Origin of the sequence: Brevibacterium sp. HMSC063G07, assembly GCF_001810665.1 — a bacterium.
Classification (GTDB): Bacteria; Actinomycetota; Actinomycetes; order Actinomycetales; family Brevibacteriaceae; genus Brevibacterium.
The window spans coordinates 211,803-231,217 of the sequence record NZ_KV802321.1 but is presented as its reverse complement, the minus strand read 5'-3'; the positions used below and the strand labels follow the sequence as shown (position 1 = coordinate 231,217).

General features: G+C 63.0%; 18 protein-coding genes. All 18 read right to left on the bottom strand.

The features are described 5' to 3' along the window. Positions 1-21: 21 nt before the first annotated feature. The 18 genes from pyrF to rpsD all read right to left on the bottom strand — a co-directional run bounded on the left by pyrF (position 22) and on the right by rpsD (position 19,256). Positions 22-858 (bottom strand): orotidine-5'-phosphate decarboxylase, encoded by an 837-nt coding sequence (gene pyrF, locus HMPREF2757_RS01075; RefSeq protein WP_070572557.1) that lies wholly within the window; start codon positions 856-858, stop codon positions 22-24. After that, positions 855-4,127, bottom strand: a complete 3,273-nt coding sequence (gene carB / locus HMPREF2757_RS01070; RefSeq protein WP_070572556.1) for a carbamoyl-phosphate synthase large subunit — start codon at positions 4,125-4,127, stop codon at positions 855-857. The genes pyrF and carB overlap by 4 nt, the downstream gene beginning before the upstream one ends. Next, positions 4,127-5,272, bottom strand: coding sequence for a glutamine-hydrolyzing carbamoyl-phosphate synthase small subunit (gene carA / locus HMPREF2757_RS01065; RefSeq protein ID WP_070572554.1), 1,146 nt, complete (start codon positions 5,270-5,272; stop codon positions 4,127-4,129). The genes carB and carA overlap by 1 nt, the downstream gene beginning before the upstream one ends. Then, complete coding sequence (locus HMPREF2757_RS01060) at positions 5,269-5,751, bottom strand: PH-like domain-containing protein (RefSeq protein ID WP_070572552.1); 483 nt, start codon at positions 5,749-5,751, stop codon at positions 5,269-5,271. Before HMPREF2757_RS01060 ends, carA begins: the two co-directional genes overlap by 4 nt. Beyond that, complete coding sequence (locus HMPREF2757_RS01055; protein ID WP_070572550.1) at positions 5,739-7,043, bottom strand: dihydroorotase; 1,305 nt, start codon at positions 7,041-7,043, stop codon at positions 5,739-5,741. The genes HMPREF2757_RS01060 and HMPREF2757_RS01055 overlap by 13 nt, the downstream gene beginning before the upstream one ends. Then, complete coding sequence (locus HMPREF2757_RS01050) at positions 7,040-8,020, bottom strand: aspartate carbamoyltransferase catalytic subunit (RefSeq protein WP_070572548.1); 981 nt, start codon at positions 8,018-8,020, stop codon at positions 7,040-7,042. The genes HMPREF2757_RS01055 and HMPREF2757_RS01050 overlap by 4 nt, the downstream gene beginning before the upstream one ends. Beyond that, positions 8,020-8,580, bottom strand: a complete 561-nt coding sequence (gene pyrR, locus HMPREF2757_RS01045; protein ID WP_070572546.1) for a bifunctional pyr operon transcriptional regulator/uracil phosphoribosyltransferase PyrR — start codon at positions 8,578-8,580, stop codon at positions 8,020-8,022. The genes HMPREF2757_RS01050 and pyrR overlap by 1 nt, the downstream gene beginning before the upstream one ends. Positions 8,581-8,649: 69 nt before the next feature. Continuing rightward, positions 8,650-9,129 carry a transcription antitermination factor NusB gene (nusB, locus tag HMPREF2757_RS01040; RefSeq protein WP_070572544.1) on the bottom strand — a complete coding sequence of 160 codons (480 nt, stop codon included), beginning with the start codon at positions 9,127-9,129 and terminating at the stop codon, positions 8,650-8,652. Continuing rightward, positions 9,126-9,689 (bottom strand): elongation factor P, encoded by a 564-nt coding sequence (gene efp / locus HMPREF2757_RS01035; RefSeq protein ID WP_070572542.1) that lies wholly within the window; start codon positions 9,687-9,689, stop codon positions 9,126-9,128. The genes nusB and efp overlap by 4 nt, the downstream gene beginning before the upstream one ends. Before the next feature lie 52 nt (positions 9,690-9,741). Then, on the bottom strand, positions 9,742-10,845 hold the full coding sequence (aroB, locus tag HMPREF2757_RS01030) for a 3-dehydroquinate synthase (RefSeq protein ID WP_070572541.1): 1,104 nt from the start codon (positions 10,843-10,845) through the stop codon (positions 9,742-9,744). Next, the gene (locus tag HMPREF2757_RS01025) at positions 10,842-11,474 is read right to left on the bottom strand and encodes a shikimate kinase (RefSeq protein ID WP_070572539.1); all 633 of its coding nucleotides are present in this window, start codon (positions 11,472-11,474) and stop codon (positions 10,842-10,844) included. The genes aroB and HMPREF2757_RS01025 overlap by 4 nt, the downstream gene beginning before the upstream one ends. Then, the gene (gene aroC, locus HMPREF2757_RS01020; RefSeq protein WP_070572537.1) at positions 11,471-12,655 is read right to left on the bottom strand and encodes a chorismate synthase; all 1,185 of its coding nucleotides are present in this window, start codon (positions 12,653-12,655) and stop codon (positions 11,471-11,473) included. The genes HMPREF2757_RS01025 and aroC overlap by 4 nt, the downstream gene beginning before the upstream one ends. A gap of 10 nt (positions 12,656-12,665) precedes the next feature. Then, complete coding sequence (locus tag HMPREF2757_RS01015) at positions 12,666-13,415, bottom strand: A24 family peptidase (RefSeq protein WP_070572536.1); 750 nt, start codon at positions 13,413-13,415, stop codon at positions 12,666-12,668. Then, positions 13,412-14,257, bottom strand: a complete 846-nt coding sequence (locus tag HMPREF2757_RS01010; RefSeq protein WP_070572534.1) for a shikimate dehydrogenase family protein — start codon at positions 14,255-14,257, stop codon at positions 13,412-13,414. The genes HMPREF2757_RS01015 and HMPREF2757_RS01010 overlap by 4 nt, the downstream gene beginning before the upstream one ends. Beyond that, a complete protein-coding gene (gene mltG / locus HMPREF2757_RS01005) occupies positions 14,250-15,383 on the bottom strand; it encodes an endolytic transglycosylase MltG (RefSeq protein WP_070572532.1) in 1,134 nt (377 codons plus the stop codon). Before mltG ends, HMPREF2757_RS01010 begins: the two co-directional genes overlap by 8 nt. Continuing rightward, on the bottom strand, positions 15,380-15,856 hold the full coding sequence (ruvX, locus tag HMPREF2757_RS01000) for a Holliday junction resolvase RuvX (protein ID WP_070572530.1): 477 nt from the start codon (positions 15,854-15,856) through the stop codon (positions 15,380-15,382). Before ruvX ends, mltG begins: the two co-directional genes overlap by 4 nt. After that, complete coding sequence (gene alaS / locus HMPREF2757_RS00995) at positions 15,853-18,510, bottom strand: alanine--tRNA ligase (protein ID WP_070572528.1); 2,658 nt, start codon at positions 18,508-18,510, stop codon at positions 15,853-15,855. Before alaS ends, ruvX begins: the two co-directional genes overlap by 4 nt. 122 nt (positions 18,511-18,632) lie before the next feature. After that, the gene (rpsD, locus tag HMPREF2757_RS00990) at positions 18,633-19,256 is read right to left on the bottom strand and encodes a 30S ribosomal protein S4 (RefSeq protein WP_070572526.1); all 624 of its coding nucleotides are present in this window, start codon (positions 19,254-19,256) and stop codon (positions 18,633-18,635) included. Between the last annotated feature and the right edge of the window lie 159 nt (positions 19,257-19,415).

Here is a 19,415-nt window from a genome sequence, read left to right as displayed (position 1 = left end):
GTAGATCGGGACACTCGCAGTCTAGCGGCCTTTTGGGGTCACCGCTTCGGCAATCGAGGCTATTTCCTCAGCAATATCGGCACTGTCAGGACCGCACCGCGACAGCGACCGCGAGGCGTTGACGATTACCCTTCCGGCACGGTAGGCCTCACCGAAAACAGCCTCAAGATCGGCAGTCCCGGCCCCCTGCGAACCGAAGCCCGGTGAGAGCACCGGGCCCGAAAATCCCCCGAGGTCAATGCCGAGATCAGCAGCGGCAGTTCCGATCGTCGCGCCGACTACCAGTCCGATGAGCGGAACATCCAGCTGGCGATTGACCTCCTCAGCCTGCCTGACCACCTCGGCGGCAACTGCCCTGCCCTCCGGAGTGCGCGCGTGCTGGACTTCTCTGCCTTCGGGGTTCGAGGTCAGCGCCAGCACGAACAGGCCCTTGCTGTGCTCGGCCGCGGCTTCCATGGCAGGTCGCAAGGACCCCACTCCCAGATAGGGCGACACGGTCAAAGCGTCGGCGGCGAGGGGGCGTGCGGGATTGAGGTAGGCGTCTGCGTAGCCGGCCATCGTCGAACCGATATCACCGCGTTTGGCATCGAGAATCGACAGCAGACCAGCCTCGCGAGCCTGGGCGAGCAGATCTTCGAGAACGGCGATGCCGGCTGAGCCGTGGCGTTCGAAAAACGCCGACTGGGGTTTGATGAACCTCGCCCGTCCGGCCGCAGCGCTCAGCACATTGTTTGAGAATGTGCTGAGTGAGTCCGGACTGTCCGGCAGACCCCACTGTGCGATCTGCTCCGGGTGCGGATCGATTCCGACGCACAAGGGGCTTGCCCAGGCCGCGTCGTGCCACTGTGTGAACGTCATGCCCAGTCCTGAAGCGAACGGACTTCGGCGGTGTTGCGCCGGCGCACGTCAATAGCGCCGACAGCCGAGGAGAACGCCGCTGTCGTCGTCATAATCGGAACGTTCGCAGCGACAGCGGCCGCGCGAATCTCATAGCCGTCGGAGCGCTCCTGGCGTCCCGACGGCACATTGACCACGAGGTCGATTTCCCGCTGGTCGATCTTGTGCAGAATGGTGTCCTCGCCCTCGGCCGCTTCGTGCTGCTTGGCAATGCGGGTGCTCGGCACGCCGTGGCGGGCCAGGACATCAGCAGTGCCGGCGGTGGCGACGATTTCGAAGCCCATGTCGGCAAGGGTTTTCACCGGCAGGACGATAGAGCGCTTGTCGCGGTCTGCGATCGACACGAACACCCGCCCTTCGGTGGGCAGAGCGGTCGAAGCGCCCAGCTGGGCTTTTGCGAAAGCCTCCGGGAAGTTCGGGGCGATGCCCATGACTTCGCCGGTTGAGCGCATTTCCGGGCCGAGAATCGAATCGACTGCCTTACCGTCGGGGGTGCGGAAGCGGCGGAACGGAAGGACGACCTCTTTGACTGTCACGGGGTGGTTCAGCGGAAGGTAAGAGCCGTCGGACTCCTCTGCCAGGATCGTTCCGCGCAGCTTGCTGATAGTGCGGCCGACCGCTATGAGGGCTGCTGCCTTGGCCAGCTGGCGATGGGTTGCCTTCGACACGAACGGCACGGTGCGCGAAGCACGCGGATTGGCTTCGATGACGTAGAGAATGTCGGCGGCCACCGCGAACTGAATGTTGAGCAGGCCGCGAACACCCGTTCCGCGGGCAATCGCCAGAGTCGCTTCGCGCACACGCTGCAGAACGCTTTCGCCCAAGCTGATCGACGGCAGGACAGACGTGGAGTCTCCGGAGTGCACGCCGGCTTCTTCGATGTGCTCGGATATGCCGCCGATGTAGAGCTCTTCGCCGTCGAACAGTGCGTCGACGTCGATTTCGACCGCGTCGTCGAGGAACTTGTCGACCAGCACCGGACGGTCGGACGAAACTTCGGTGGCGGTCTCCATGTAGGAGCGCAGCTGCTCGGAGTCGTAGACAATCTGCATACCGCGACCGCCCAGCACATAGGAGGGGCGCACGAGCACCGGATAGCCGATGTCTTCGGCAATGTCGACGGCCTCATCAAAGGTCACGGCGGTTCCGTGCTTGGGAGCGACGAGATGTGCTTCGGCCATGATCCGGCCGAACTCGCCGCGGTCCTCAGCGAGGTCAATCGCTTCGGGCTGCGTGCCGAGAATCGGCACGCCCGCTTCCTTGAGCGCAGTCGCCAGACCCAGCGGAGTCTGCCCGCCCAGGGTGCAGATGACACCGGCGACCGGGCCGGCCTGCGCCTCGGCGTGGTACACCTCGAGGACGTCCTCGAGTGTCAGCGGCTCGAAGTACAGGCGGTCAGCGGTGTCGTAGTCCGTCGACACGGTCTCCGGATTGCAGTTGACCATGACGGTTTCGTAGCCGGCGGATTCGAGCGCCATCGCCGCGTGCACGCAGGAATAGTCGAATTCGATTCCCTGCCCGATGCGGTTGGGACCCGAGCCCAGAATGATGACGGCTTCCCGATTCCGCGGCGCAACTTCGCTGGTCGCGTCATAGCTCGAGTAGTAGTACGGAGTCTTCGCCTCGAATTCTCCGGCGCAGGTGTCTACCGACTTGTAGACGGGGCGAACGCCCAATGCGTGGCGCACACCCATGACAACGGCCGGGTCAAGGCTGCGCAGCTGTGCGATCTGCTTATCGGAGAAACCGTGCTTCTTGGCTATGACGAGAACTTCGAAGCTGAGTTCTTCGGCTGCGCGGACGTAGTCGGCGACCTCGTTGATCAGCGCAATCTGATCGAGGAACCACCGGTCGATCTTGGTGTGCTCGAAGACCTCGTCAATGCGCATGCCCGACATGAGAGCACGCTGGACCGTGTAGATGCGGTCTTCTGTCGCGTGTGCGAGTTTGGCTTCGACCTCTGCGCGGACACTGCTGTCTTCGAGGTTGAACGCCGCATCGAAGGCGAACTCGGAATTCTTCTTCTCCAGGCTGCGCAGAGCCTTCTGCAGCGCCGTCGTGAAGTTGCGGCCAAGCGCCATGACTTCGCCGACGGCTTTCATGGTGGTCGTCAGGGTCGGGTCGGCGGCGGGGAACTTCTCGAAGGCGAAGCGCGGAATCTTCGCGACTACGTAGTCCAGGGCCGGTTCGAATGCGGCCGGAGTTGTTGCGGTGATGTCGTTTGGAATCTCATCGAGCGTGTAGCCCACCGCGAGCTTCGCTGCGATCTTCGCAATCGGAAAGCCGGTTGCCTTCGACGCCAGGGCCGACGACCGGGACACGCGGGGGTTCATTTCGATGACGACGATTCGGCCGGTCTCCGGGTGGATTGCGAACTGGATGTTGCAGCCGCCGGTCTCCACCCCGACACCGCGGATGATCGCAATCCCGATGTCGCGCATTTTCTGGTATTCGACGTCGGTCAGAGTCAACGACGGCGCCACCGTGATGGCATCACCGGTGTGCACGCCGACGGGATCGAAGTTCTCAATTGCGCACACGACGATGACGTTGTCGTTCTTATCGCGGATGAGTTCAAGCTCGAACTCCTTCCACCCGAGGATGCTCTCTTCCAGCAGCACCTCGTTTGTCAGCGAGTCGTGCAGACCGTCGCCGGCAATTCGGCGCAGGTCCTCTTCGCAATAGGCCATGCCAGAGCCCAGGCCGCCCATCGTGAATGACGGACGCACCACCAGCGGGTAGCCGAGCTTCGCAGCACCGTCGAGCACCTCGTCCATTGTGTTCGCAATATAGGACCGGGCGACTTCGGCGCCGCACTGTTCGACGACGTCTTTGAACTGCTGGCGGTCTTCGCCGCGTTCAATCGCGTCGACATCAGCGCCGATGAGCTCCACACCGTGCTTGGCGAGAACACCCGATTCGTGCAGATTGATTGCGGCGTTCAGTGCCGTCTGCCCTCCGAGGGTGGGCAGGAGCGCATCGGGCTTCTCCTTTTCGATGATCTTTTCGATGACATCGGGGTCGATCGGCTCAACGTAGGTGGCGTCGGCCAGTTCTGGGTCGGTCATGATCGTCGCCGGATTGGAGTTGACGAGCACAACCCGCATGCCCTCACGGCGCAGGATGCGGCAGGCCTGAGTGCCGGAATAGTCGAATTCGCAGGCCTGGCCGATGACAATCGGACCAGAGCCGATCACGAGGACGGTTTTGATGTCTGTACGCAGCGGCATCAGTTCTCCTTGGCGTTGTCAGCCAACAGCTGGGCGAAAGTGTCGAAAAGGGTGCGCGAGTCGTGCGGTCCCGCCGCTGACTCCGGGTGGAACTGCACCGAGAACGCCGGGATGTCGAGGCATGTCAATCCCTCGACTACTTGGTCGTTCATGCCGATGTGCGAAACCTGCACCCTGCCGTACTCAGCGTTCGGTGCCGTGCCCGGATCGCCCAGCGGCGCATCGACGGCAAAACCGTGATTCTGCGTGGTGATTTCGACACGCCCCGATGCGACGTCGAGAACCGGCTGGTTCGAACCGCGGTGGCCGAAAGTCAGTTTGTAGGTGTCAAAGCCCAGTGCTCGGCCCAGCAGCTGGTTGCCGAAGCAGATGCCGAAGAACGGGATGCGCTCTTTCAGCACGTGTTGCAGTACTGCGATCGGCTGCTTCATGGCCGAGGGGTCACCCGGTCCGTTCGAGAAGAACACGCCGTCGGGGGCAAGCTCCGTGAGCTCATCGACCGTCGTGCCTGCAGGCACCACAGTCACTTCGAGGCCGCGCTGGGCCAGCTGGTCCAGCGTTGTCTTCTTCACACCGAGGTCGTAGGCGACAACCGAGAAGCACTTCTCGCCTTCCGCGGGGACGGTGTACGGCTCCTGGCAGGTGACTTCCGAGGCGAGGTCCGCGCCCTGCATCTGCGGGGCCCGGCGGACGATCTCGAGCAGCTCATCCAGGGACTTCTGGGCGTCATCGCCGGAGAAGACGCCCATCCGCATGGCGCCCTTGTCGCGCAGGTGCAGTGTGAGTGCGCGAGTGTCGACATCGCAGATTCCCACGAGCCCAATCGATTTAAGATGCTCTTCGTAGTCGCCTTCGGCACGCCAGTTCGACGTGATCCGAGAAGGGTCGCGGACGACGACCCCGGCGGCCCAGTACCGGCCCGATTCGCTGTCTTCGCTGTTGACCCCGACATTGCCGATGTGGGGGAACGTGTGAATCACGATCTGCCGGTGATACGAGGGGTCCGTCAGGGTCTCCTGGTAGCCGGTCATAGCGGTGGTGAAGACCGCCTCGCCAACCGTTGTCCCCAGGGCGCCGAACGCGTATCCCGTGTAGTGCGTGCCGTCTTCCAGAACAAGCCGGGCCGGCTGTGTGCGCAGGCTCATCGTCTCCTACCTCTGAGTATCTCGATTTCTGCGGCGATGGTCTTCTTAGCGCTGTGTTCCCTTGGGCGGAAGCCGGTGTCGACTTCGTGGTCACCGAGGTTCCAGCGGATGATGACGATTCCGTCTTTCTCTACAAACTTGCCGATCATGCCCGAGCCGAAGAACACATCCACGATGTCTTCGGCGGGAATCCGAAAGGGCGTACGGCCGTCGAGGCTGAACACAACACCGTCATCCTGGATGTCGAGCCCAGCGCCCGTGCGCACGCCGAGGCCGTGGACGCTGATCCTCTCGAGGTGCTGGTCGGCGAAGGTGGTGGCAATGTAGTAGCCGTCATAGCCGCTGTCGGTGGGCTCGGCCGATTGCGGGGCCGGGATGTCCGCCTGGCGATTCTGTCTGGCCTTCCACCCCCAGCGCATGAGCAGCAGGACGGCCACCGCGACTGCAGCGAGGACGAGGACGGGGATCAGGCGATCCACGAGCCCTCCCGAAGTTCGTGTTTGCGCACAATCGAACCGTCTTCGACGATGTGTGTGCCGTACAGGACGGTGTGGACGACGCGCGTGTTGATCTCCAGACCGCGGAAGGGGTTGTTGCGGCCCTTGGTTGCATGGGTGTCGGGTTCGATCACACCGGGTGAGCTCGGGTCGACCAGAATGATGTTCGCACCCGTTCCGACCTCGAGGGAACCGTGTTCTGCGTGCCCGGCGATAGCCGCCGGATTCGCACTCATGACGCGGGCGATATCGGCCCAGCCGAAGTCGTAGTCGCGCATGGCCTCGACCACGATCGGCAGAGCCGATTCCATGCCGACCATGCCCATGGCCGCAGCCGACCATTCGCAGCACTTGTGTTCGGCCGGGTGGGGTGCGTGGTCGGTGGCGACGATGTCGATCGTGCCGTCGGCCAGCCCTTCGCGGACGGCTTCGACATCGCGGCGAGTGCGAAGCGGCGGATTGACCTTGTACACAGGGTCGAAGGTTTCGACGAGTTCGTCGGTGAGCATCAGGTGGTGCGGTGTGACCTCGGCCGTGACCCGGACACCGCGGGATTTCGCCCAGCGCACGAGGTCCACGGAACCTGCAGTCGACAGGTGGCACACGTGCAGGCGCGAATCCACGTGTTCGGCCAGAAGAATGTCCCTGGCGATGATCGACTCTTCGGCAACGGCGGGCCAGCCCGGCAGGCCGAGCTTTGCTGAGATCGTGCCCTCGTTCATCTGGGCGCCCTCGGTCAGGCGAGGGTCCTGCGCGTGCTGGGCGATGATGCCGTCGAAGGTTTTGACGTACTCGAGGGCGCGACGCATGAGAAGCGGGTCGTGGACACACAGACCGTCATCGGAGAAGACGCGCACCTGCGCGGCGCTGGCCGCCATCGCACCGAGCTCTGCCAGCTGGGCGCCCTCCTGTCCGACCGTGACCGCTCCGATCGGCGCGACTTCCGTCAGCCCCACCTCGCGGCCCAGGTGCCACACCTGCTCGACAACACCGGCGGTGTCAGCAACCGGCTGTGTGTTCGCCATGGCGTTGACTGCGGTGAAGCCGCCCCGAGCGGCCGAGGCCGAACCAGTGGCAACTGTCTCGGCGTCTTCTTTTCCGGGTTCGCGCAGGTGGACGTGCATGTCGACCAGGCCCGGCAGGGCCACCAGCCCCGTCGCGTCGATCGTGGTGTCGGCAGCCTCGACAGATTCGACGATCCGGCCGTCGCGCACCGCAATCGAGCCGGTGCTGCCGTCGGGCAGCTGAGCGTTGGTGATGAGCAGCGATGTCATTGCATGTCCTCCGAAGTGCGACCGGTCAAAAGACGATAGAGCGCAGCCATGCGCACGTAGACGCCGTTCTCCACCTGTCCGAGGACAGCGGCGCGGGGCGAATCGGCTGCGGCCGCACAGATTTCAAAACCGCGGTTCATAGGTCCGGGGTGCAGTATTGCGGCAGCTTCAGGCAGTCTGCGGTAGCGCTCCTCGGTGAGGCCCCACAGCCGCGTGTATTCGCGCGGGCCGGGGAAGAATGCCTGATGCATGCGCTCGCGCTGGACTCTCAGCATCATGACGGCGTCGAAGTCGAACTCTTCAAGGGCGGTATCGAAGTCGTAGCGGATTTCACACGGCCAGCCTTCCACTCCCCACGGCAGCAGGGTGGGCGGAGCGATGAGAACGACAGAAGCCCCCAGGGTCTCCAGCAGGTGCACATTTGAGCGGGCTACGCGGGAGTGCAGAACATCGCCCACGATTGCCACTCGCATACCGGCCAGGTCCTTGCCGAAGCTGGTCTCAGAGGGCCCGGAAACAGGTTCGTCAGACAGTATGCGGCGCAGGGTGAAGGCGTCCAGCAGTGCTTGTGTGGGGTGTTCGTGCATACCGTCGCCGGCGTTGAGAATATGCGCGTCCGTCCATTCGCTGCCGGCCAGGAAGTGCGGTGTTCCGGACCCGGGGTGGCGGATGACGATCGCATCAATGCCCATGGCGCCGAGCGTCTGGACGGTGTCTTGGAGGCTTTCGCCCTTGGAAACCGAAGAGCCTTTGGCGGAGAAGTTGATGACGTCCGCACTCAGGCGCTTGGCGGCGGCCTCAAAGGAAATGCGCGTTCGGGTGGAGTCTTCAAAGAACAGATTGACAACTGTGCGCCCCCGCAGGGCGGGCAGCTTCTTGACCGCCTGCCCACCGGAAACGGTCATGGCTTCGGCAATGTCGAGCAGGTCGACCGCATTGGCCTTGCCCAGGCCCGAGGTGCCAAGAAGGTGGCGCATCACCCCTCACCTCGTTCTGGGGAGGTGATGATGACCCGGTCGCAGGCGTCGTCGGTTTCTGACAGCGACACCGCGACGCGCTCTTCGGCAGAGGTCGGCAGGTTCTTGCCGACAAAATCAGCGCGGATGGGCAGCTGACGGTGCCCGCGATCAACGAGAACAGCCAAGCGGACCGCCTGCGGGCGTCCGTAGTCGTGCAGCGCATCGAGTGCTGCGCGCACGGTGCGCCCCGAGTAGAGAACATCATCGACCAGGACGACGGTACGTCCGTCGATTCCGCTTTCGGGCAGCTGAGTGGGCAGCGCTGGGCGGAGCCTGCCGGTGTTGAGGTCGTCCCGGTGCATCGTCGCGTCAATGCTTCCGACGATCCTGTCTGAACTCACACCGGGTTCGATCGCGGCGATCCGCTGGGCCAGTCGCTGCGCCAAAGGCACACCGCGGGTTGGAACGCCAAGGAGCAGGAGGCCATCGGCACCCTTGTTGGATTCGAGAATTTCGTGGGCAATGCGTGTCAGCGCACGCGAGATCTCACTCGCGTCGAAAACTTCGGCTGTGCGCATCAGTCCCCCTTCCCCGCCTCACTGGACGGTCATTAAAGGAGCGATTTTCATCAGCATAGCCGAACCGGTTCAGTCCTGTTCGGCTGAGCCTTCGTCGGACTGTGCTGATTCCGGCTGCGGCTGCTGCACAGCCTGGTCTGGAGTGCTGCGGTCCTTCTTGCCCTCTTTGCTCACACGGTCAAGCAGCGCGTTGATGAAGGCCGGTGAATCATCGGTCGAGTAGGCGGCAGCGAGGCTGACGGTTTCGTCAATCGCAACGGGATCGTCGAGTTCGTCATTGTAGAGAACTTCCCACAGGCCCATGCGCAGCAGAGCGATATCGACCTTCGGCAGCTGGTCGACGTTCCATTCCGAATACTCCCGCAGAGTGGCGTCGATGGCGGTGCGGTGTTCGACAACACCGCGCACGATCTCGACGGCGTATTCCTTCATGGGGTATTCGGGGTCACCGGAGCGCAGCTGGATGAGCTCGTTTTCATCCAGCTTGCGCTCTCCGGCTTCAAAGAGAAGTTCAAGCGCCCTGCGGCGGGCGCGACTGCGGGCGCTCAATCGCGAACGCGCCCGAGGTACTCACCGGAGCGGGTGTCGACGCGCACAGCGGTGCCCTCTTCGAGGAAAAGCGGAACCTGGATTTCGTATCCGGTTTCCAGGGTTGCGGGTTTGGTGCCGCCAGAGGAGCGGTCGCCCTGCAGACCGGGTTCGGTGTGTGTAATCGTGAGTTCGACGATCGGCGGAAGTTCCACGTACAGCGGGCTGCCGTCGTGGAAAGCGATCTGCAGCGACTGGTTTTCCAGCATGAAGTTCGCGGCGTCGCCAACGAGTTCAGGACCGATGGAGACCTGGTCGTAGTCCTTTTCGTCCATGAAGACGTAGTCGGTGCCGTCGTTGTACAGGTACTGCATGTCCCGGCGATCGACCGTGGCGGTCTCAACCTTGGTGCCCGCGTTGAACGTGCGGTCGACGATCTTTCCAGACAGAACGTTTTTGATCTTAGAGCGGACGAAGGCCGGGCCCTTGCCGGGCTTGACGTGCAGAAACTCAAGCACCTGCCACAGTTCGTTGTCGAGAACCAGCACCATGCCGTTCTTCAGATCATTCGTCGTTGCCACGTTTCTCCTTCATCCGATGAATGGCCGAAAACCCCGTCGATTGTATCAGTGCTCAGCTCAGCCGCGTGACGGGCGAATCCGTTCCGATTGCGGTGTAGGCGCTGAACGGCAGCGATGTGTCCGCTGCTTCAAGAACAGCTGGACGCCCGATGTCCTCCAGGACGATGAATCGCAGGAGAGAGCCGCGAGCCTTCTTGTCCCTGCGCATTGTGTCCAGCAGCTGCGGCCACTTGTCGCCGCGGTAGCCGGTCGGCAGACCCAGGTGCTCAAGAACGGTGCGCAGCCGGGTGACGTTTTCTTCCGACAGGTTCTTGGTGAGAACCGACAGTTCTGCGGCGAACATCATGCCGACGGCCACAGCGGCCCCGTGGCGCCACTGGTAGCGTTCCAGGCGTTCGATGGCGTGACCGAGGGTGTGCCCGAAGTTGAGGAACTCACGCTTGCCAGATTCCTGAAAATCCTCGCTGACAATGTCTGCCTTCACCGCGATGGAACGGCGAATGATCTCAAACAGCTCCGGCGATGCGGGATCTGTGAGTGAATCCTTGGGTGTATTTTCGATGAGGTCAAGGATTTCGGGGTCGGCAATGAAACCGCACTTCACACTTTCGGCCAAGCCGGTGAAGAGCTCATTCGGCGGCAGTGTGGCGAGTGTTTCAAGATCACACAGGACGCCTGCCGGCGCGTGAAAAGCGCCGACCAGGTTCTTGCCCTCCTCGGTGTTGATGCCGGTTTTGCCTCCGACGGCGGCATCGACCATGCCGAGCACGGTCGTGGGGATGTTGATATAGCGGATTCCGCGCAGCCACGTGGCGGCCACGAAGCCCCCCAAATCGGTCACCGCTCCCCCTCCCACATTGACGATGACATCAGTGCGGGTGAAGTCAGACTGGCCGAGGATCTTCCAGCAGAATTCGGCCACCCGGCCGTGCTTGGCTTCTTCGGCATCGGGGATTTCTGCGGCAAGGGCCTCGTAGCCTGCCGCCTGCAGGTCATCGCGGACCAGATCCCCCGTCGTCCGCAGAGCTCGCGGATAGATCACGAGCACTTTCTGCGCACGACCGCCGATGAGCTCCGGCAGTCGGTGCATGAGCTTGTGCCCGATCACAACGTCGTAGTCCCCCCCGGCGCTGACCGGCACGACTGCTTCTGTCACTGAAACTCCTGTTCCTGGCTGCTTTCACGGAATTTTTCGTATTCTTCGGCCCGCTGGAGACCGGTGATGATCCCGACGATGCGGTTGACCGCCGTAGACGGCGGGCCATCATCGGCCTGAATGACTGCCGTTGCGGCTTCTTCGTAAAGGCTTCGCCGTTCGTCGAAGACTCGCTGCCAGCGCGCTGCGGGATCATCACTGTCATCCAGCAGGGGCCTTTTGGAACCGCCCAGGCGCTGCACGGCGGTGGTGCTGTCGATCTCAATAGCGATCGTCTTGATCGCGGGGTGTTTCAGCTGAGCCCTCGTACCCGGGTTGAGCACAGCTCCGCCGCCAAGTGAGACGACTCCCGGCCGCTCGAGCAGACGCCGCAGCTCGCGGCGCACAACAGCACGTTCGTATTCCCGGAATCGGTCTTCGCCGCGTTCTGCGAAGATCTGCGGGATAGGGCCGTAGAGATCGGCAATCCGATGATCGGTGTCCACAAAGGGCACGCCGAGCCGCTCGGCGATCAGCCGCCCGATTGTTGACTTTCCGGCCGCGGGAGGGCCGACCATGACAATGCGCGCTCCGGCCGCCGGGACGGGATCGACAGGCGGGGTCGGTCGTGGCAGCGGCCGTTCGGTCATGTCGTTGGGAAGTTCAGCTGGGCCACGTAGGCGTCAAGGTTGCGCTTGGTCTCCTCGAGGGAGTCCCCACCGAACTTTTCGGTCACGCTTTCGGCGATGACGAGCGCCACCATGGCTTCGGCAACAACACCCGCGGCTGGAACGGCACAGACGTCTGAGCGCTGATGGTGTGCCTTGGCTGTTTCTCGCTTCTGCACGTCGATTGTGCCCAGGGCGCGCGGCACAGTGGCGATCGGCTTCATGGCCGCCCGCACTGCAAGAGGTTCGCCGGTCGTCATACCGCCCTCGGTGCCGCCGGCGCGGTTGCTTGCGCGTACGGCTTTGTCGCCGTCGAGGCCGATCTCGTCGTGCGCCTGCGATCCGCGGCGGCGAGCGGTTTCGAAGCCGTCGCCGACCTCGACGCCCTTGATGGCCTGAATGCCCATGAGGGCCCCTGCCAGCCTGGAGTCAATGCGACGGTCCCAGTGCACGTGCGAGCCCAGACCGACCGGCAGTCCGTACGCGATGACCTCGACCACGCCGCCCAGGGTGTCTCCTGACTTTTTGGCGTCATCAACCTCAGCGACCATGCGGGCTGACAATTCCTGGTCAAAACACCGCATGGGATCCGCATCGAGAGCTTCGACATCAGCGGCCGTCGGCCGTGCCGCAGCGCGCGATCCTTCGACCGGCCCAAGCGACACGGTGTGCGAAACCAGCGTGATGCCCAGTTCGGCAAGAAACGACTGCGCAACGGCGCCCAGAGCAACGCGCATGGCGGTTTCGCGGGCAGATGCACGCTCGAGGATGGGCCGGGCTTCGTCAAACCGGTACTTCTCCATGCCCACCAGGTCAGCGTGTCCCGGGCGAGGGCGCGTGAGGGCCTGTGCCCGCGCCTGACCTTCGAGCTCAGCGGGGTCGACGGGATCGGGGCTCATGACCTTTTCCCACTTGGGCCATTCGGTGTTGCCGACCTCAATTGCAATCGGCGAACCGAGGCTGCGGCCGTGGACAACGCCTCCGAGCACCCGAACGGCGTCAGCTTCAAACTTCATCCGCGCCCCGCGCCCGTAGCCCAGACGCCGCCTGGCCAGCGCGTTGGAGATCATTTCCGATGTCACGGGAACGTGGGAGGGCAGGCCTTCGATAATGCCCGTCAGAGCTTCGCCGTGCGATTCACCGGCGGTCAACCATCTCAACATTCTCCACAGTCTACAAAGCCAGCGGCGTCAGCAGGACGGCAGTCCACGTGCCGATGAGAAGATGCGGGCCGAACGCGATGTGGGTGATCTTGGTGCGCTTGATGAACTTGGTGTTGATCCAGTACACGAGCGCTGATGCGTTGGCGACCACAAGCACCACAGCGAGTCCCCACAGGCTGACCATGCCGACGGCCAGACCGATGAGCGCGCCGAGCTTCACATCGCCCAAGCCGATCGTCTCCCAGCGGCCCACACGTGCTGCGAGGTTGAGGATCCCGAAGACGGCAACGACGATCACTGCGCCGATCAGCCCGCGAACACCGGCTGTCTGCGCGGCCTTGACCGTTTCGAAATAGCCCACAACCAGACCGATGGCGGTGACAAGGAACATCGCTGCGCCCAACGGAAGCACGAGTCTGTCCGGCAGACGGTGGATTCTGCTGTCAATCCAAAACAGCCACCCGGTGGCTCCTGCAAGAAGTGACAGGGCGGATACGGGAAAGAGAGTGCCCAGTTCATTGCCGAAGACGACCGGGGACATGAAAGCAGCCAGCCACGCGAGGACAAAGGCAACAGCCGTAAACACCACCGCGAGGAACCGCGGCGGTTTGTGCGGCCAGGTCGTCTGGCCGATCAGCAGGCGCAGTCCGGCTTCGTCGTGGATGATTTCGGCAAAGCGAAAGCGGATGACATAGCTCGTTCCGACACTGAGAGCCGAGCATATGAGCAGAGCCAACCCAAGCGTCAGAGTGTCATTCACAGTGCCTGTGCCTCCTTCGTCATCGTCTTCTCCAGACTGGTGACGGTCTCGGCGTCAAACGTGCCGGTCAGCGCTGCCCGGGCGATGCCGAACAGCTCAATCTGGCGGATGGCCTGGTGGATGAGCATGCGCTGACCCGGTATCGCCGTGCCCCCGCGCTCGGCGGCGGCTGTGGCGAGGGAAAAGCCCCCGGGGGCATAGCCCGCTTCGAAAACCGCTGTTGTGCAGTGCGCTGGCAGTCGGAGCGAATCCTCCGTCAGAACTTGCGAGGGCAGAGTCGACAGGACTGTCGACCAGTCGTCCAGCTGGAGCTGCCCAAGTGCCGCTGTCCCCGTCCGCGCCCCGAGCGACTGAGCGAAGTCGGCGAGTGTTCGGGCCTTGTGCTGCGATCGGGCGAAGATCTCAATGTGCTGTGCTCCAAGCCGCGCGGCAGCCAACACGGCAGACTTCGCTGTGGCTCCGCTGCCGAGAACCGCGCAGCGTGACACATTCGCCCCGGCTTCGCGCAGAGCCTGTTCAATGCCGTGCACGTCGGTGTTGTAAACGCCGGGCACCGGGCCGTTGACCCACGTGTTTGCGCCGCCGGTCAGCCGTGCGGTGTCGTCGACGGCCCACCCGCGCTCATCGGCCAGGCGAACAAGTTCCGTCTTCAGCGGCATCGTCAGAGAAAAGCCCGCCCAGTCGTCGTGCGCGTCGAGAAACGAGGCGAGCTCGGCCTCGGCCACCTCGAAACGCCCGTATTCCCAGTCCAGCCCCAGGGTGCGATAGGCAGCGACGTGCAGCGCCGGTGACTGCGAGTGGTCTATCGGCGAACCGAGTACAGCAAGCCGTGCGTCAGCCATTTTTCTCGCGGTGCTCCCTAAGCCACTTCTGATACTCCTCGACGTTCTTTTCATGCTCCGAATAGGTTTCGGCGAACTTCACTTCCCCCTTGTCGGGATCAGTCGCCACGAAGTACTCCCATTTGCCCTCCGCCGGATTCTTCGCCGCGGCAAAGGCACCGTCAGACGGGGAGTTCACGGGACCGGGCGGCAGACCCTTGTGCTTGTAGGTGTTGTAGGGGTTGTCGGATTTGCGCTGCTCCGGCGTTGTCGTGAGGTCTTGGCGGGCCCCGAAGATATAGGCCACGGTTGCGTCTGACTGCAGATAGCCATCGGTTTCGGAGTCCTTGGACAGGCGGTTGATGAACACCCGGGCGACCTTGGCGCGGACTTCGGGGTCGCCGGTTGCTTCGATCTCGATCAGGCTGGCCAGCGTCATGAAGTAGTTCGCATCATCATTGGTGATGGCCTGCTCGTTGAGCATGTTCTTCGTGCCGTCAACCATAGACTGCACGAGCTTTTCCGGCGTCGTGTCACCGTGGATTTCGTAAGTCGCCGGGTGCAGGTAGCCTTCGAGGCTGGGTGCGTCGACTTCGAGTCCGTAGTCCTTCGGCTTTTTGTCGTCAAGTGCCGCGTTGATCTCGGATTCAGAGAATTCGTGTTCTCCGAGCTTCTTTTTGAGGTCATCGATGGTGTTGCCTTCGGCCAGCGTGATCTTGTTGGCCGCGTCGGCTTGCTCGAGGACGTCTGCGGCAGCCTGGGCGCTCATTTCGCGGCGCATGGTGAACGTTCCGGTCTGAATGACGATGTTGCGTTCCTCGATCTGCTTAAGGAACGGGCCAGCGGCTTTGATGACCCCCTCTTCAACCAACTGGTTGGCAACCTGGCGGGCAGATGTTCCAGGCGCGATCGTGACCTTGACTTCTTCTTTTCCTTCGCCCTCGTAGTCTCCCCGGCTGAGAAACACATTGCCCAGAGAGTTCTTTGTCGAGAGCAGGCCGACAACGGCGCCGCCGCCGAGCAGGAGTGTGGCGACGACGAAAATCGCCACCATGCGCCGCCTGCGGAACTTCCTGCGCCGCTCTTTCGCCCTGCGTTCGGCCCGGGTCATCGGGACCGCGTCGAATTCCTCCGCGAGGCTGTTCATGCTTGCCCTTCCACAGCACCGACCGATTCTGCCAGCGGCCCGTTGGCGCGCTCATATTCGAGTGCGCTCTGCAGGATGATGACAGCGGCCTGTGCGTCGACGATTTCGCGGCGCTGCTTTGAATTCCGCCCCGCTTCGGCCAACTGTGCGTGCGCCTGCGAAGTGGAGAAGCGTTCGTCCATGAGTTTGATCGGCATACGGGCGGCACGGGACAGCGCTTCGGTGAATGCCAGTGCCTTGTGCGCTGAGGCCCGCTGTTTTCCGTCGAGCGAGGTGGGTTTGCCGCTGATGATCTCGATCGGCTCGTACTCTTCGATGAGCTGCGCAAACTGCCTCAGCACCGTGTCATCCCCTTCGCGCCGATACAGGGTCCCGACGGGACTTGCGAGAATGCCGTCGGGATCGCACGCGGCGACCCCCACGCGCACCGTACCGACATCAACCGCGACTCGTCTTCCCCGTCGAAACGTCACCCGTGATCCTCCAGTGCACGGCGAACAGCCACAATGGCCTCGTCGATCTTCGAAGCGTCCTGACCGCCGCCCTGAGCGAGGTCGGGCTTGCCGCCGCCACCGCCGCCGAGCACCCCGGTTGCGGTCTTGACAAGCTCACCTGCTTTAAAGCCCAGTTCCTGTGCGGCGGGGCTGACTGCCACAACGACCGTCGGGCGTCCGCCGGCCGCACCGAAGGCTGCGACGACGGAAGCCGTGTCCCCTAGCCGCTGCTTGACGTCCTGCGCGAATGTGCGGACGTCACCGCCGCCGGCTTCGCCGAGGTTGACGCCGACAAAGCGCACACTGCCGACAGTCTGCGCTTCCTGGGCGGCCTGGCCCGCACCGGCAAGGACCTTGTCGCGTTCGAGCTGTGCAATGGTCTTTTCGGCTTCCTTGATGCGCCCGAGCAGACCGCCGACCCGGTCAAAGACTTCCGCACCGGGCACTTTGAGAAGGTCTGAGAGGGCCTGCACGATTGCGCGCTCTTTCGACAGGGAGCGGATTGCGTCAAGACCGACGCTGGCTTCAACACGGCGGGTGCCGGAACCTACCGAGCTTTCGGAATACAGCGAGATCGGGCCGATCTCGGCGGTCGACTTCACGTGCGTGCCGCCGCACAGTTCCCGCGACCACAGACCGCCGATGTCGACGACGCGGACGGTCTCGGGATACTTTTCGCCGAACAGCGCGGTGGCGCCGGACTTCTTGGCGTCCTCGTAGGACATGTACTCATACCCGACTTCGAAGTTATTGCGCACCGCCAGGTTGGCGGCTTCCTCAACTTCTGCGCGCATCTGCGCGGTCATGGCCTCCGGGTAAGAATAGTCAAAGCGCAGATAGCCGGGCTGGTTGAGCGAACCGGCCTGCGTTGCGGTCTCGCCGAGAACCTCACGCAGGGCCGCGTGGATCATGTGGGTTGCCGAATGGGCCTGCTGGGCCTGGTAGCGGTGTTCGGAGTCGACCTGCGCCGACAGGCTGGCACCCGCTTCGAGTTCGCCCTCCAGGATTTCGATGCGGTGGGCGGCAAGACCGGCAACCGGGTTCTGAACATCGTGGACCCGGGCTTTGAAGCCGTCGCCCACGAAGATGCCGATGTCAGATGTCTGACCACCGGATTCGGCATAGAACGGCGTGAGGTCGAGGACAGCGTCTACTGTGTCACCGGCGCGTGCAACCGGAACCGCCGTGCCGTCGGCAACCAGGCCGCGCACGGTCGAATCAGCAACGAGGGCGTCGTATCCGACGAATTCGCTCGGACCGTTTTCACGCAGGGCGGCAAAAGCGCTCAGATCGGTCTGCAGGCCGCCCTTTTTGGCCTTTGCATCGGCTTTGGCGCGTGTGCGCTGCTGCGCCATGAGCGCTTCAAAGCCTTCGCGATCGACTTTCACCCCGGCTTCTTCCGCCATTTCGAGGGTGAGGTCAATCGGGAAGCCGTGTGTGTCGTGCAGGGCGAAGGCGACATCGCCGGACAGCGTTCCGCCGCTGCTGATCTGTGCGACGGAGTTCTCCAGCAGCTGGGTGCCGGATTCCAAAGTGCGCAGGAATGCCCGCTCTTCGGCGTAGGCAACCTGAGAAATGCGCTTGAAGTCCTTTTCCAGTTCCGGATAGGAGTCTTTCATCGCATCCCGTGACACCGGCAGCAGCGAGGGCAGAACCTCGTCTTTGACGCCGAGCAGCCGCATAGCGCGAATCGAGCGACGCAGCAGACGGCGGAGGATGTATCCGCGGCCTTCGTTGCCGGGACGCACACCGTCGCCGATGATGACAAGCGCAGAGCGGACGTGGTCGGCCACAACGCGCAGCCGCACATCGTGCTCTTCATCGTCGCCGTAGGAGATCCCTGCCATGCCAGCCGCAGCCTTGATGACGGGAAAGACTTCGTCGACCTCGTACATGTTCTCGACGCCCTGTTTGAGGAACGCCACGCGCTCCAGGCCCATCCCGGTGTCGATGTTCTTGGCGGGAAGCTCGCCTTTGATGTCGAAGTCGGTCTTCGAACGGACCGCGGAGAGTTCGAACTCCATGAACACGAGGTTCCAGATCTCGATGTAGCGGTCTTCGTCGGCTTCCGGGCCGCCCTCCACACCGTAGGCGGGGCCGCGGTCAAAGTAGATTTCCGAACAGTAGCCGCCCGGGCCGGGCTGGCCGGTGTGCCAGAAGTTGTCTTCGCTGCCGCGGGACTGGATCCGCTCACGCGGAATATCGGTTTCTTCCAACCACAGTTCGATCGACGCTTCGTCTTCGCGGTGGACGGTGACCCACAGGCGTTCGGGGTCGAAGCCCAGGCCGCCCTTGTCTTCCGGTGTGCTCAGCAGCTCCCACGCGAATCCAATCGCTTCGCGCTTGAAGTAGTCGCCGAAGCTGAAGTTGCCGTTCATCTGGAAGAACGTGCCGTGGCGGGTGGTTTTTCCGACCTCTTCAATATCGGCCGTGCGCACGCACTTCTGCACGCTCGTAGCCCGCGGGTAGGGGGCTGGAACGTCGCCTGAAAGGTAGGGAATGAACTGCACCATGCCCGCGATGTTGAACAGAATCGACGGATCGTTGCTGATCACTGAGGCCGAGGGAACAACGGTGTGCCCTTTCGACTCGAAGAACTCGAGCCACCGGCGCTTGATCTCAGCAGTTTTCATTCCGGGCCTTTCCATTCGGGTGTCTGCAGCCTGCAAGGCAGGATACGTGCGCTGTCGAGTCTAGTGCACAGACAAACAACAAGTGCCCGGGCCGACACGGCCCGGGCACTTGAATCAGCAGATCAGCGCGAGTAGTACTCGACGACCATCTGGACGTCACAGGTGACGGGAACTTCTTCGCGCTTGGGGCGGCGGGCCAGAGTGGCCTGCAGAGCCTCAAGGTTCACGGTCAGGTAGCCGGGAACGGTCGGAAGAACGTCGCGGTGTGCACCGGCAGCGGCAACCTGGAACGGGTCCATGCTGACCGAACGTTCGCGTACGCGGATCATCTGACCCGGCTTGACGCGGTAGGAAGGGCGGTCGACCAGCTGGTTGTCCACCATGATGTGACGGTGAACGACGAACTGGCGTGCCTGCGCGATGGTGCGTGCGAATCCGGCGCGCAGGACGAGGGCGTCCAGGCGCATTTCAAGCAGCTCGACCAGCGTTTCACCGGTCAGACCGGGGGTGCGGGCTGCTTCTTTGAAGAGGTTGAGCATCTGAGCTTCGCGGATGCCGTACTGAGCGCGGAGGCGCTGCTTTTCCTTCAGGCGGACCGAGTAGTCGCTGTCGTTGCGGCGACGAGCACGGCCGTGCTCACCGGGAGCGTAGGGACGGCGTTCGAAGTACTTTTCAGCCTTCGGTGTCAGCGGGATGCCGAGAGCGCGCGACAGGCGGACCTGTCGGCGTGAACGTGACGGAGCCATGTTCACCTTTCATTTCAGAGTATTGTGCTTCGGCCGACATGCCTCGGTCGGATCAGAAGCTGTTGTTTCCCCCTGTGGGAAAGAGGTGATCATCGCGAGGTCGAATGATCACGACCGCCTATTCATATGAGGCACAACAGCGACCAATCTTAGTTCATT